Here is a 13838-nt window from a genome sequence, read left to right as displayed (position 1 = left end):
GCCCTCTACAGCCAGGTGCGCGACCGGGTGCGCCTGCTCGGCTACATCGCCAGCGCCGACGACGCCTACCTCGGCCTGCGCGGCCTGCGCACCCTCGGCGTGCGCCTGCGCCAGCACCAGCGCTCGGCGCTGAGCGTGGCGCGCTGGCTGGCGCGGCGCCCGGAGGTGCTCAAGGTGCTGCATCCGGCGCTCCCCGACTGCCCCGGACACGCCGTGTTCGAACGGGACTTCCTCGGTGCCTCGGGGCTGTTCGGCGTGGTCCTGCGGCCCATCCCCGAAGCCGCCCTGCACACCTTCCTCGACAGCCTGCGGCTGTTCGCCCAGGGCGCCAGCTGGGGCGGCTTCGAAAGCCTGATCCGCATTGCCCAGGGCCAGCGCGCCTTCCTCGCCGGACTGCCGCCCGGCCACCTGCTGCGCCTGCATGTCGGCCTGGAGGCGGTCGACGACCTGATCGCCGACCTCGACCAGGCCTTCGCGCAGGCGCGCAGCCGCTACCCCGATGCCAATACCCAACCCTGATGGAGACTGCGATGAGCGAACCCGTGACGACCCTGTACAGCATCTGCCCGCTGCTGGTGGCCTCGAACCTGGCCGTGGAACTGGGCTGGCTCGATGAAGAATTCGAGCACGTCGGCGCCGTGCCGCGCTACCTGCGCTCGCTGCCCGACAACGGCGGCTGGCTGAGCCACTTCAGCCATGAGCAACCCGGCCTGATCCGCGATGGCGGCGCCACCCCCGCCCTCTGGGCGCGCGCCGACAAGGCCGACACCCTGCTCCTGGCGACCACCGCCAGCCAGCGCGCCGGGCAGATCCTGGTGCGCGCCGACGGGCAGATCCGCCGCGTCGCCGACCTGGTCGACAAGCGCATCGGTGTCCCGGTGAGCCGCGCCACCCAGCGCATCGACGTGCTCAAGGTGGTCGCCGAGCAAGGCATCGACAGCGCCCTGGCGCTGGCCGGGGTGCGCCCCGAACAGGTCCAGCGGGTGCTGATCGAGGACGACGGCGACCCCCACGACCTGCGTCCGGCGCAGCGCCCCGCGGCGCTGTGGAGCCAGCTGCGCAACCTGCACAGCGGCCCCGGCGCGGAACTGCGCGCCCTGCTCGACGGCCGCGTCGACGCCCTGCATGTGCAAGCCGGGCATGTGCCGAAGCTGTTGGCCAGCGGCCAGTTCAGCGTCATCGAAGACCTCGAGCAGCGCCCGGACTGGACCCTGAAGAACCAGAACGGTCCCTATGTCACCACCGTCGACCGCGCCTTCGCCGAGGCCCACCCGCAGGTGGTGGTGGCCTTCCTGCGCGCGGCGATTCGCGCCGGGCGCTGGATCGAGCAGTTCCCCGAGGCGGCGGCATCGCTGCTGACCCGGGTGACCTTCCTGCCGGACGCTGCCTTCATCGTCGACAGCCTGCGCGGTCGCGAACTGGTGCCGAACCTGGCGCCACGCAACCTCGCCGCGCTGGACCTGAAAAAGCAGTTCCTGGTCCGCCACGGCTACCTGCAACAGGACTTCGACCTGCACGCCTGGGTCAGCCCCGATTACCTCGCCCAGGCCCACGCCGGGCTCTGACTGAACCGTTCGCCAAGGAATGCCCATGAATCAGCGTTTCCCCCTGCTCACCCCGCGCCACCTCTCCGGCCTGCTGTTCGGCGGCCTGCTCAGCAGCCCCGGCTGGGCCGCCGACACCACCCTGGACAAGGTCCAGGTGGTCGGCGCGCGCGTCACCGAAGCCAGCGCCGCCATCGGCGAAGACCGTATCAGCAACACCCTGGCCATCTCCCACCAGGCCCTGCTCTCGGCGCCGGCCGGCACCTCCGGCCTGAAGATGCTCGAAGCCCTGCCCGGCTTCAACGTCCAGGTCAACGACGCCCTGGGCCTGTACGAGTTCGGCAACTCGGTGTTCGTGCGCGCCTTCAACCTGCAGCAGATCGGCTTCTCCATCGACGGCGTGCCCCTGGGCCGCAGCGACCAGTTCGGTGGCAGCCCGATCTACCGCTACGTCGACAACGAGAACACCGAGCGGGTCACCGCCTCCACCGGCGCCGGCGATGTCACCCAGTCCGGCTACGCCTCCCTCGGCCCCTACGTCGACTACCAGACCAGTAACCCGGCGCCGACGCCCGGAGCGAGCCTGTCCTACACCCTGGGCAGCGACAGCCTGCGGCGCAGTTTCGTGCGCCTGCAGACGGGTGAGCACCAGGGCCTGTCGGCCTATGTCAGCCGCTCGAAGATCGACGGCGACCTGTGGCGCGGCCCCGGCACCATCGACCGCGAGCACCTCGAGGCGAAGGTGCGCTACCGCTTCGGCGACGGCAACAGTGTCTGGGTGCGCGCGGTGCACAACGCCTTCCACGACTTCGACTCGCCCTACGTCAGCCTGGCCCAGTACCACGGCACCGCCAACGACCCCTTCGGCCGTTCCGGACGCGACTTCCCCTACCTCGACTACCTGCCCGACCTGGCCCCGACCGCGCCGGGGGTGAAGTACAGCAACAGCGGCTACAACCAGTACTACAAGCAGGCCATCAACCAGCGCCGCGACACTCTCTACAGCCTCGGCGGCGAACTGCGCCTGAACGACGACCTGACCCAGTACGCCACCCTCTACTACGAGGGCAAGCGCGGCTACGGCGTGTCGCCGGAGGCCTACGCCACCTCGCTGGCCCTGCACCGGGCCGAGGCCGGCGTGCCCGGTCTGTTCGCCCCGCGCGGCGTGCAGTACGGCCTCTCGGCCCTCAGCGGGCACCGCTACGGCGCGCGCACCGGGCTGCAGTGGCAACTGGGCGATCACCGCCTGGAAGCCGGGGTATGGGCGGAGAAGGACGTGTTCAATCGCCTGCAGGCGCGCTACAACCTCACCGACGGCAGCCCGGCCGGCGATGCCCTGCGCGACGAACCGGTACACCGCCAGGGCGACTTCACCTCGACCCGCGATTCGCTGCAGCTGCACCTGAAAGACACCTGGTCGCTGCTCGACGACCGCCTGCTCCTGCAGTACGGCTTCAAGCGCCTCGACCTGGACTACCGCATCGAAGGCCAGCGCAACGCCGGCGACTACATCAACCACCGCAGCCCGCGCCTTTCCACCACCTGGCGCGACGGCTTCCTGCCGCAGGTGGGCGCGGTCTACAACCTCACCGACAGCAGCCAGGTGTTCGCCTCGTACTCCGAGAACATGGCCCTGCCCCGCGGCGCCGATGACATCTACCGCGCCGCCAGCCCCCAGGCACCGGCGCCGGAAGCGGAACGGGCGAAGAACTACGAGCTCGGCTGGCGCCTCAACCGGCCGACCTTCAACCTGGCCTGGGCGCTGTATCGCAGCGACTTCGACAACCGCCTGCAGGCCTTCGCCGCGCCGGTGCCCGGCAGCAGCCAGGTGGAAACCTGGTACCAGAACGTCGGCAAGGCCCAGGCCTACGGCAGCGAACTGAGCGGCCAGTGGAAGCCCGGGGTGCTCGCCGACAAAGTGGTGCTCAACGGCGCCCTCACCTACAACCGCGCGCAGTTCCAGAACGATGCCGCGGGTCTCGCCCTGGACGGCAACGACCTGCCCGACAGCCCGCGCTGGCTGGCCCAGAGCGGCATCACCTGGGAGATCACGCCGTGGGCGATCGTCAACCTCTCGGCGCGCTTCATCGGCGAGCGCTACAGCAACTTCACCAACAGCGAGCAGGTGCCGGGCTACACCCTGTACAGCGCCTATCTCGACCTGGGTGGCGGCGTCTGGGGTGACGGCGCGCTGAAGAGCGTCAAGCTGCGCTTCAACATCGACAACCTGTTCGACAAGGACTACCTGGGCTACATCCTCACCAGCACCAGCGGCCCGGCGGTGTTCCGGCCAGGCTCGCCACGGACCTTCCAGACCACCCTCAGCGCCGACTTCTAAGCCCGCGGCCGCACCCGCGGGTGCGGCCCCCTACCGGTGGAACCGCCCATGAAAGCCCCGCTTCTGTTACTCGCCCTGGCGAGCCTGGCCGCCCAGGCCGCCGAGCCCCAGGTCAGCCCCGAGGTGCTGGCTCTGCACCAGCGCCTGCTGGTCCTCGACAGCCACCTGGACACCCCCTTGCAACTGACCCGTCCCGGCTGGGACATCAACCTGCGCCACGACAGCCAGACCGACGGCAGCCAGGTGGACCTGCCGCGCATGCGCGAGGGCGGCCTCGATGGCGGCTTCTTCGCCATCTACACGCCCCAGGGCCCGCGCGACGAAGCCGGGCTGGCCCAGGCCAGCGCCTATGGCCTGGCCACCCTGCAGCGCATCCGCGACATGATCGACCGCCAGCCCGACGCCTTCGCCCTCGCCCGCAGCGCCGCGGATGCCCGGCGCATCGCCGCCAGCGGCAAGCGCGTGGTGTTCATCAGTATGGAGAACGCCGAACCGCTGGCCGCCGATCCCGGATTGCTGCGCACCTACCAGCGCCAGGGCCTGAGCATGCTGGGCCTGGTGCACTTCGCCAGCAACAGCTTCGCCGACTCGTCTACCGCCCTGCCGGAGTGGCACGGCCTCAACGACAAGGGCCGCGCCCTGGTGCGCGAGGCCAATCGCCTGGGGCTGCTGCTGGATGTCTCGCATGCCTCCGACGCGACCTTCGACCAGGTCCTGGAACTGTCCAGCGCACCGATCATCGCCTCCCACTCCAGCAGCCGCGCGGTCAACGCCCACCCGCGCAACCTCGACGATGAGCGCCTGCGACGGCTGGCGGCCAAGGGTGGGGTGATCCAGGTCACCGCCTACAGCGACTACCTGATCCCCCTGGCGGTCAACCCCGAGCGCAACAAGGCCCTGGCGGCCCTCGGCGGACGCTTTCGCAACCTCGCCGCCCTCGATCCGCAGCAGACCCGCGCGCTGTTCGCCGAGCGGGCGGAGATCGACCGGCGCTACGCCCAGCCCCGCGCCGATCTCGATGTGTTCATGAAGCATGTGCTGCATATCCTCGACGTGGTCGGCCCGCAGCATGTGGGCATCGGCGCGGACTGGGATGGCGGTGGTGGCGTGACCGGGCTGGAGGATGTCAGCCAGCTGCCGCTGATCAGCCAGCGCCTGTTGCAGGCGGGGTACAGCGAGGACGACCTGGCGGCGATCTGGGGCGGGAATCTGTTGCGGGTGTTGCAGGCGGCACAGGATGGTGCCGGGCAGTAGCTCATGTACGTTGTAGGAGCTGGCTTGCCTGCGATCGGCATGGGTATCTACACATCTTCGAAGGCTGTCGGGGAACCGCATCAAGGCCACCAGGTGCCTGCCTCAAGCCTTGCAGCGTCCTTGAGATCGAGCGCCGCCCGCACGGCGCATCGCGGATGAATCCGCTCCCACATTTGTTGCAACGTACCTATGTCTGTCAGGCCATGGTTGACCGCCTTGTTGGTTCGACTCGATACCGAGTCGAGCCCAACAGCCTCCCCGCGATGCATCGCTGAAAAAACAAAGGCTGACAACTCAAATCCAACAGGCCATGGCACGTTGCAACAAATGTGGGAGCGGATTCATCCGCGATGCGCCGCGCGGGCGGCGCTCGATCTGGAGGGCGCTGCAAGGCTTGAGGCAGGCGCCTGGCAGCCTTGATGTGATTTCCCGCCATACCGTCAACGTTGCCCCATGCCGATCGCAAGCAAACCAGCCCCTACAACCTCACACTCAACTGGACAACTGATTGGTGAACTGCCCCACCGCATTCACCACCTTCTGCGCCCCGTCCTGGATTTCCACGATCACATCACCCGCCTGCGCCGACAGCTCCAGGCCCTGCTCGGCATGCAGCTTGCCCTGCTCGATGATGCGCACGGCCTCCTCGGCCAGCTTCTGGTTCTGCGTCACCACGTCGACGATTTCCTCAGTGGCCTTGGTGGTGCGCGAGGCCAGCTGGCGCACCTCGTCGGCGACCACGGCAAAACCGCGGCCCTGCTCGCCGGCCCGCGCCGCTTCGATCGCCGCGTTGAGCGCCAGCAGGTTGGTCTGGTCGGCGATGCCGCCGATGCTCTTGACGATGCTGCCGACCAGCTGCGACTGCCTGTCCAGCGCGGCGATACCCTCCACCGCCGCCGCCATCTGCACCGCCAGGCCCTGGATCACGTCGACGGTTTCCTGGATCACCACGCTGCCGCGGCGCGCGCTGTCATCGGTGTGCCGCGAGGTGCTGAAGGCGATCTCCGCGGCCTCGGACACGGCGATCTCGCGATTGACCTGGTCGGTGATCACCGTGGCGAACTTGACGATCTTGTACAGCCGGCCATGGGTATCGGAGATCGGGTTGTAGGTCGCCTCCAGCCAGACCACGCGGCCATGGCTGTCGATGCGCTTGAAGCGATCGGCGATGAATTCGCCGCGGCGCAGCTTCTCCCAGAAGCGCTCGTACTGCGGCGACATGCATTCGGCGGTCTCGCAGAACATCCGGTGATGCTTGCCCTGCAGGTCCTTGAGGCTGTAGCCCATGGCCTGGAGGAAACGCTCGTTGGCGTTGAGCACATTGCCCTGCAGGTCGAACTCGACCACCGCGGTGGAACGCTGCAAGGCTTCGATCAGGTTCTCGCGCTCGCGCGAGGTCTCGATGGTGCGGGTCAGGTCGTTGGCGTACAGCGATACGTAGATGATCTGCCCATCCTTGTCGCGGATCGGCTGCACGATCGCCCGCAGCCAGGCTTCGTTGCCGTCGCCACGCTTGAGCTGCAAGGCCCCGGCCCAGTGTTCGCCACCCTGGATCGCGCGCTTCATCAGGTTGAAGTGGTTGGTCCCGCGCGCGTATTCCGGGACCAGGTCGAACAGCACCTTGCCCTGCACGGCGTTCGCCGCGTACTGCATTTCGCTCAGGAACCTGGCGTTGACCGAGGTGACGTCACCCCGCGAGCTCAATTGCAGCACGAGCATCTCGCTGTCCAGGCTCTGCTTGACCTGTTCGAGTGACGACAGCAGGTCGCGGGCTTGGGCGAGCTCCTGCTTGAGCCGCCGGTAGGCTGAAAACATGAGGGTTACCTCCAGATTTTGCGAAAGTGACAGGCAGCGTGCCCGGTCAATGCTTCAACACTTCATCATCCAGGTTTCCAGGTCCTGCGGCGTGAGTGGCTTCGACAGCAGGTAGCCCTGGGCAACGTGATAACCCTGGTCCTTGAGAATCCGGTACTGGCCGTGTTCTTCGACACCTTCGGCCACCACTTTCAGGCGCAGGCTGTCGCCGATGCGCATCACCGCGTCACTCAGCGCCCGACTGGTTTCATCCGCTTCCAGGTCGAGGACGAAACTGCGGTCCAGTTTCAGTTCCTGTATCGGCAGTTTGCGCAGATAGCTCAGGCTGGAATAACCGGTGCCGAAATCGTCCATGGCCAGGCGGATGCCCTGGGCATTGAGCTCGTGGAGCACTTTCAGGGTGCTCGGATTGGTGTCCAGCAGCAGGTTCTCGGTCAGTTCGATGGTCAGGTCGCGGGCCGCCAGGCCGTGCTGGTCGAGGACCTCGCTGATCATCCCGGCGAGGTCGAGGTTGTGGAAATTGCTCGGCGACAGGTTCACCGACACCGACGGGATGTTCAGACCCTTGCCGCGCCACACCGCCAGTTGCCGGCAGGCTTCGCGGACCGCCCAGTGCCCGAGCTCGGTGATCAGCCCGCATTCTTCGGCCAGGGGAATGAAACGCGCCGGCGAGACCACGCCGAATTCCGGGTGGGTCCAGCGGGCCAGGGCCTCGACGCCGTAGACCTGGCCGTCCTCGATATTCACCTGCGGCTGGTAGTGCAGCTGCAGCGCGCCCTGCTCGATGGCCTCGCGCAGGGCACTTTCCAGCGCCTGGCGTTGCTGCGCCAGCTCGTTCAGCTCATGGCTGAAGAAACTGAAACGGCCGCGCCCGGAATGCTTGGCCTGGTACATGGCCATGTCGGCGCGGTGGATCAGCGTGTTCATGTCGTGGCCGTCACGCGGGTACAGGCACACGCCGATGCTGGCCGACGGCGAGAAGCAGGAACCGGCGATCTGGCAAGGCTGGGTGATGGCCTGGCGCAGTTCCTCGATGACATCGTTGACCCGCTCGGCATCGCAGTCCGGCAGGACCACGACGAACTCGTCGCCAGACAGCCGGCCGACGATCTCGGCGCTGGCGCTCAGGCGCTGGGCGATCAGCCTGAGCAGCTCGTCGCCCGCCGGGTGGCCAAGGGAATCGTTGATCTGCTTGAAGCGGTCGAGGTCGATGAACAGCACCGCCAGCGCACGCTTGCTGCGCCGCGCCTCGATCAGCGCATGGTCGGCCTTGGCGTGCAGCAGGCTGCGGTTGGGCAGGCGGGTCAGGCTGTCGTAGAACGCCAACTGGCGAATGCTCTCGCGGTCGACCTCGCGCTCCATGGCCAGGGCACAGAGCGGAATGACCACCTCGACGATCTGCTGCTGCAGGGCCGACGGCGTGCGGTGCTCGGCGTAGTAGAATGTCAGCACGCCGATGGCCAGGCCCTTGGAGTCCTTGATCGGAATCGACCAGGAACTGCGGATGCCCAGCCCCTGGCACTCGTCGCGGATGCTGGTCCAGTGCGGATCACTGCCGACATCGCGGACGTAGATCATCTCGCCGCGGCAGGCGGCGACGCTCGACGAGCCGATGCAGTCGCGGATCGGCCGGCCTTCCACCAACTGGCCATAGCGCTCGGAAAAGCCCGGGGCGGCCAGCGGGTGCAGGGTGCCGTCTTCGCCGATCTGGATCACCGCGGCGCGCACATCCGGCGACATCCGCTGGATTTCCCGGCATAGCAGGTCCATCACCGACTCCAGCGGCATCTCGCGGACCATGGCGTCGAGGATGCAGTGCTGCAGCACCTGGTGGATCTTCGAGGCGGTGATGTCGGTGAGCACCGTGACGGTCTGGGCCAGCTCGCCATTGGCGCCGAACACCGGGTTGATCGCCACGTTGCACCAGATCCGCTCGCCGCCCTTGACCTGCAGCAGCTCCTCGACGCGGAACGAGCGCCCGCCGTGCAGGCCGCGGCGCAATTCGGCCATGCGCTGCAGCGGCAACTGCGGCACCAGCAGCTCGGCCGGCAGGCAGCATTCGATTTCTTCGAGGCTGTAGCCGAAGAGTTTTTCGAAGCCCTTGTTGACGTACACCACCTTGCCGCCGCCATCGGTGATGAAGATCGCGTTGTCGGTCTGGTCGGCGACCAGCGACAGCAGCTTGGCGCGCTTGCGCTCCTTGCGCTGCTCGGTGACGTCCTTGACGAAGGCGGTGTAGAGGATCTGCCCGTCGCTCTCGACCCGCGAAATGGACATCGAGCCCCAGCGCTGGGTGCCGTCCTTCTTGTGGATCGGTACGTCGCGGGTGGTGCCGACGATCTTGTTGATGCCGGTACGGCGGTTGGCATCGACATAACCGTCGTGCCGGGCGCGGATGGTTTCCGGGACCAGCATGCTGACGTTGTTGCCCAGTACTTCGTCGCGCGTGAAACCCCACAACTTTTCCGCGGCACTGTTGAACAGCACCACGCGATTGTCGGCATCGATCGCCACGACACTGTCGATGGCCTGCTCGAGTGTTTGTATGAAGATCTCGGAAAGATTCTGGCTAATGGGCATCAACGCGATCCGAACACACAGAATGACAGTGGCGCAGACGAACGCACGCCACCGCGCAGTGTTGCTGTGCAGGTCACGGTTCGCCTTGCTGGCCGGGAGGCCCCAAGCGGGGACGGCGCATAGCTTACGCTCACTAATAGCGCATAGCCATTATTGCGACGAATATTATTCACGGGTTTTTCAATATATAAAAAAACCGCGCGCGAATAATTAAATCAACTTCGCCAGACAATGACCTGAATCAATGAATGTTCGCTTACTGCAGTGTTGGGAATATTTTCCAGTCATGCCCGCGGCAGAATACCGGCGCCGGCATTCGGCGCCGGATACTGTTTCAGCGCTCCTCCAGCATCGACTGGATCTGCTGCGTGGCCTGGCGCGTACTGTTGGCCAGTTTCTTCACTTCCTCGGCCACCACCGAGAAGCCGCGCCCCACTTCCCCGGCCCGCGCCGCCTCGATGGCGGCATTCAGCGCGAGCAGGTTGGTCTGCTCGGCGATGCTCTTGATCACCCCGACCACGGTGGCGATCTGCGCGTAGGTGGTCTGGTTCTGCGCGAGCATGCGTTCGTGGCTGTCCTGGGCGCTGCGCTCGTCGCTGATATCGCGCACCGCGCCGATCACCCGGGTCAGCGCACCGCGCTCGTCGCGCACCGCGCAGCCGCGTTCGCGGCACCAGATATAGCCGCGGGTCTTGTGGCGCATGCGGTATTCGCAGACATACTCGCCCGTGCCGCCGGGCTTGACGATCTCGCGCTCGAACAGCGCCATGACCTGCGCCAGGTCGTCCGGGTGGGTGATGCTGACCTGGGCGTCCCAACCATCCGGCAACTCGCCCGCGGCGTAGCCCATGACGGCGCGGAACTGCTTGGAGATGCGCATATGGCTGTCGGGGTGCTGCAGATCGCCCTGGACCACCTTGATGTCCCAGGTGCCTTCGGTGATGGTGGCTTCCAGCTGCGCCCAGATCGCCGCCTGCTGGCGCTGGCCGTCGAGCTGGCGCTGGAGCTCGTCGAGGCTGGCCTGGAGGTCGGCGCAGCGTTGTTCCATGCGCTCGACCTGCGCCGCGGCGGCGTGGCCCTGGCCTTGCGCCTGCTCGACCTGGGCGCGCAGTGCCTCGCCCAGGCTGTGCGCCTCGCCGAGCTGGCGCTGCTCCTGCTCGCGCTGCGCGACCAGCCCGGCCAGGGCCGCGAGCACGGCCGGGTGGCGCTGCAAGTGCGGTGTTTCGAGATCGGCCCAGCGCTGCCCCTCACTGACCCGCGCCAGCAGCGCCTGCAGTTCCCGCACCCAATGATCGTTCCTGAAAAACATCAGCGCCCACCGTTCGGCAGTGAAAAACCACGAGTTGAGCGCAATCGCGCCGGCTTCGTCTTGCACCCGGGTGCCGGGCACTTGACCGTCCGTGCCAGCATGCCGCGGCGGCCTGGCAGGCAAATCCATGCCGACGACAGGCACAGGCAAGACGCCGATGGCGCAAGCCGGTAGAGTCTGGCGCGGGATTCGCTGGCGGCGACCCCGTTCTTCCTCCGGCAAATGGCGTCTCCGATCGTGAAAGCTGTGCAACCGAACCGCTGGCCCAATGTCCTGCGGGCCCTGCATCACCGCAATTTCCGTCTGTACTTCATCGGCCATGCGGTCTCGACCCTTGGCACCTGGGTGCAGACCGTGGCGCTGTCCTGGCTGGTCTATCGCCTGACCGGCTCGGCGGCGCTGCTCGGCATCACCACCTGCGCCACCCTGCTGCCGCAGTTGCTGGTGGGGCCGATCGCCGGCGCCTGGATCGACCGCCACGACAAGCGCCGCCTGCTGATGCAGGTGGAAAGCCTGCTCGGCATCCAGGCCCTGGTCCTCGCCGGGCTGACCTGGCTGGAGCTGATCAACCCGACCCTGATCGTCCTGCTCGCCGCCACCCTCGGCATCCTCAACGCAGTGGACACGCCGCTGCGCCAGTCGCTGCTCAGCCGCCTGGTGGACGACCGCGACGACCTGCCCAACGCCCTGGCGCTCAACGCCATGCTGTTCACCTGCTCGCGTTTCGTCGGCCCGCCGCTGGCCGGCCTGCTCCTGGCCCTGACCGGCGAGGCGCTGTGCTTCGCCCTCAATGCGCTGTCCTATGGCGGGCTGATCCTCGGCCTGCTGGCGATCCGCCTGGCACCGGGAGAAAAGGCCAGCGGCGACATGCGCAACCTGTTCCGCGAAGGCCTCGACTACGTCCTGCGCTCGGCCTCGCTGCGCGGCCTGATCTTCGGCGTGCTGGTGGTCAACCTCACGGCCTCGACCTATGCCGTGCTGCTGCCGGTGTTCGCCCACGACATCTTCGCCGGCGACGCGCGCACCCTCGGCTGGCTGTGGGGTGCCGCCGGGCTTGGCTCGCTGCTGTCCACCGTGCTGCTGGCCGGGCACCAGGGCGCCGACCGCTTGCGCGGCCTGATCCTGTTTTCCGCCATCGCCAGCGCCCTCGGCCTGCTGCTGTTCGCCAGCAGCCGCAGCCTGCCCCTGTCGCTGCTGGCCATGGCGATCCTCGGCTTCGGTGTGACCATCAACAACGTCGGCACCAATATCCTCCTGCAAAGCCAGGCCCCGGAGGCCCTGCGCGGCCGCGTGGTGTCGATCTACACCTCGACCCGCTTCGGCTTCGACGCCATCGGCGGCCTGCTCGCCGGGGTGCTCGCCGCCCACCTGGGCGGGCCCTGGGCCATGAACATCGCCGCCGCCCTGCTGGTGCTGTACTGCCTCTGGCAGGTACTGCTGCGCCTGCGCGGCCCTTCCGCATCTCCCGTAGAGGAATCCACCCCATGACAACCCTGCTGCGTCAGCAAGCCACCCTCACCCTGCGCCTGGCCATGGCCGCCCTGGGTGCCGCCGTCGACTTCGCCGAACAGGCCGGCCTGCGGGTCAGCCTGGTGCTGGTCGACGCCAGCGGCCAGCCGATCCACAGCGCGCACATGGACGGCGCACCGCGGCCGTGCCAGGCCATCGCCCTGCACAAGGCACAGACCGCCGCCGGCTTCGGCGTGTCCACCGCGCAATGGCAGGAGCGCCTGCAGAACGCCTCGCCGGCGGTACGCGAAGGCTTGCCGCTGCAGCCCGGGCTGGCGTTGTTCGGCGGTGGCGAGCCGTTTCTGCATGACGGCCAGGTGATCGGCGCCATCGGCGTGTCCGGTGCTTCGGAAGCGATGGACGCCAACTGCGCCCTTGCTGCCGTGGACAGGGTCCGCGCCCTGCTGGACGCAGCATGAACAGCGCCCAGGACCTCGGTCGCTACTGCCTGCAGGCCTTCAGCCAGCAAGTGCCGGCCAGCCTGGCCGCGTTCTACCGCATCGACGAGCAGTTGCAGGCCTGCGACTTCCAGTTGCTGGGCATGCAGGCGCCTATGCATCACCGCTACCTGGAGCACTATCGCCATCTCGATCCGCTCAAGCCGGACAACTGCAAGGCCATCGGCCTGCCGGTGGTGTCGCTGCGCCAGGGCCTGGCCCATCACGACGCGGCCCATGGCCGGGAGTACCTGGGTTTTCTCGATCAGCACCGGGTGGTGGATGTGGTGGAGATCATGGCCTGGGTGGATGGGCGCCTGGCGGCCGGGGTGTCGCTGCTGCGCGAGGGTTCGCTGGGAGCGTTCAGTGCGGCGGAGCTGGAGCGGCTGCTACCGTTGCACGGCCTGATGCAGATGGCCGCACGGCAACTGCCGGCGCCCGCGCCGGATCGGATGGGTGGATGTGGATTGACTCCGCGGGAGCGGGAAATTGCCCTGTTGCTGCAAGGGGGCGCCTGCAACAAGACCCTGGCACGGGAACTGGGGCTGGGGTTGCCGACGGTGAAGACGCATTTGATCAATCTGTTCAGGAAGGTGGGGGTGCGGAATCGGACGGAGTTGGTGGGGGTGTTGTTCTTGTAGTGATGCTGATGGACTCATCGCTGCATGGGTATCTACACATCTTCGAAGGCTTGTCGGGGGACCGCATCAAGGCCGCCAGGTGCCTGTCTTGAGTCTTGCAGCGCTCTTGAGATCGAGCGCCGCCCGCGCGGCGCATCGCGGATGAATCCGCTCCCACATTTGTTGCAACGTGCCATGGCCTGTTGGATTTGGGTTGTCAGCCTTTGTTTTTTCGGCGATGTATCGCGGGGAGGCTGTTGGGCACGACTCGGTATCGAGTCGAACCAACATGAGCTGGTCAACTTTTTCCGGACACCGCAATGTGGGAGCTCAGGCTATTTGCCGCTCATACTGGTTGGGCGGTAGATAACCCAGGGTCGAATGCAGTCGATCCTGGTTGTAAAACTTCACGATATAGTCGGTAACATCCTT

Annotated in this window: 11 protein-coding genes and 1 pseudogene; 7 read left to right on the top strand and 5 right to left on the bottom strand. The window is 67.0% G+C overall.

Translation table 11 applies throughout. The features are described from left to right. From RTI28_RS30050 to RTI28_RS30035, 4 genes are all read left to right on the top strand, one after another. The coding region (locus RTI28_RS30050; RefSeq protein ID WP_316923865.1) for a PLP-dependent transferase at positions 1 to 519 on the top strand (519 nt) is incomplete at its 5' end. A gap of 11 nt (positions 520 to 530) precedes the next feature. Beyond that, positions 531 to 1565, top strand: coding sequence for an ABC transporter substrate-binding protein (locus tag RTI28_RS30045; RefSeq protein WP_316923864.1), 1035 nt, complete (start codon positions 531 to 533; stop codon positions 1563 to 1565). Between the two features lie 25 nt (positions 1566 to 1590). Further along, positions 1591 to 3882, top strand: coding sequence for a TonB-dependent receptor (locus RTI28_RS30040; RefSeq protein WP_316923863.1), 2292 nt, complete (start codon positions 1591 to 1593; stop codon positions 3880 to 3882). A gap of 48 nt (positions 3883 to 3930) precedes the next feature. After that, positions 3931 to 5136, top strand: coding sequence for a dipeptidase (locus RTI28_RS30035; protein WP_316923862.1), 1206 nt, complete (start codon positions 3931 to 3933; stop codon positions 5134 to 5136). 492 nt (positions 5137 to 5628) lie between these two features. On the opposite strand, the gene RTI28_RS30535 is transcribed toward RTI28_RS30035, so the two are convergent. The 4 genes and pseudogenes from RTI28_RS30535 to RTI28_RS30020 form a co-directional block, all read right to left on the bottom strand. Further along, positions 5629 to 6039 carry a methyl-accepting chemotaxis protein gene (locus tag RTI28_RS30535; RefSeq protein WP_401254317.1) on the bottom strand — a complete coding sequence of 137 codons (411 nt, stop codon included), beginning with the start codon at positions 6037 to 6039 and terminating at the stop codon, positions 5629 to 5631. A 135-nt stretch (positions 6040 to 6174) separates the two neighbouring features. Continuing rightward, positions 6175 to 6855 (bottom strand): annotated as a pseudogene (locus tag RTI28_RS30530) (PAS domain-containing protein); the annotation flags it as partial. Positions 6856 to 7005: 150 nt separating this feature from the next. Continuing rightward, positions 7006 to 9531 carry an EAL domain-containing protein gene (locus RTI28_RS30025; protein ID WP_316923860.1) on the bottom strand — a complete coding sequence of 842 codons (2526 nt, stop codon included), beginning with the start codon at positions 9529 to 9531 and terminating at the stop codon, positions 7006 to 7008. A 334-nt stretch (positions 9532 to 9865) separates the two neighbouring features. After that, positions 9866 to 10840, bottom strand: coding sequence for a methyl-accepting chemotaxis protein (locus RTI28_RS30020; protein ID WP_316923859.1), 975 nt, complete (start codon positions 10838 to 10840; stop codon positions 9866 to 9868). A gap of 222 nt (positions 10841 to 11062) precedes the next feature. Here RTI28_RS30020 and RTI28_RS30015 point away from each other — a divergent pair, with 222 nt between their 5' ends. From RTI28_RS30015 to RTI28_RS30005, 3 genes are read left to right on the top strand one after another with little or no spacing between them, the layout of a single operon-like run. Beyond that, complete coding sequence (locus tag RTI28_RS30015; RefSeq protein WP_410479054.1) at positions 11063 to 12328, top strand: MFS transporter; 1266 nt, start codon at positions 11063 to 11065, stop codon at positions 12326 to 12328. Further along, entirely contained in the window at positions 12325 to 12768 is a 444-nt protein-coding gene (locus RTI28_RS30010; RefSeq protein WP_316923858.1) for a heme-binding protein, read from the top strand. Before RTI28_RS30015 ends, RTI28_RS30010 begins: the two co-directional genes overlap by 4 nt. Beyond that, complete coding sequence (locus tag RTI28_RS30005) at positions 12765 to 13427, top strand: helix-turn-helix transcriptional regulator (RefSeq protein WP_316923857.1); 663 nt, start codon at positions 12765 to 12767, stop codon at positions 13425 to 13427. The genes RTI28_RS30010 and RTI28_RS30005 overlap by 4 nt, the downstream gene beginning before the upstream one ends. 309 nt (positions 13428 to 13736) lie before the next feature. Here the strand turns inward: RTI28_RS30005 and RTI28_RS30000 are convergent. Continuing rightward, positions 13737 to 13838, bottom strand: a 102-nt coding sequence (locus tag RTI28_RS30000; RefSeq protein WP_316923866.1) for an IS3 family transposase, incomplete at its 5' end; no start/stop codon positions are given.

It is taken from the genome of Pseudomonas sp. zfem002, assembly GCF_032621685.1.
Lineage (GTDB): Bacteria > Pseudomonadota > Gammaproteobacteria > Pseudomonadales > Pseudomonadaceae > Aquipseudomonas > Aquipseudomonas japonica.
Note: the sequence above shows the minus strand (reverse complement) of the source record. Positions and strands in the feature narration are given on the sequence as shown.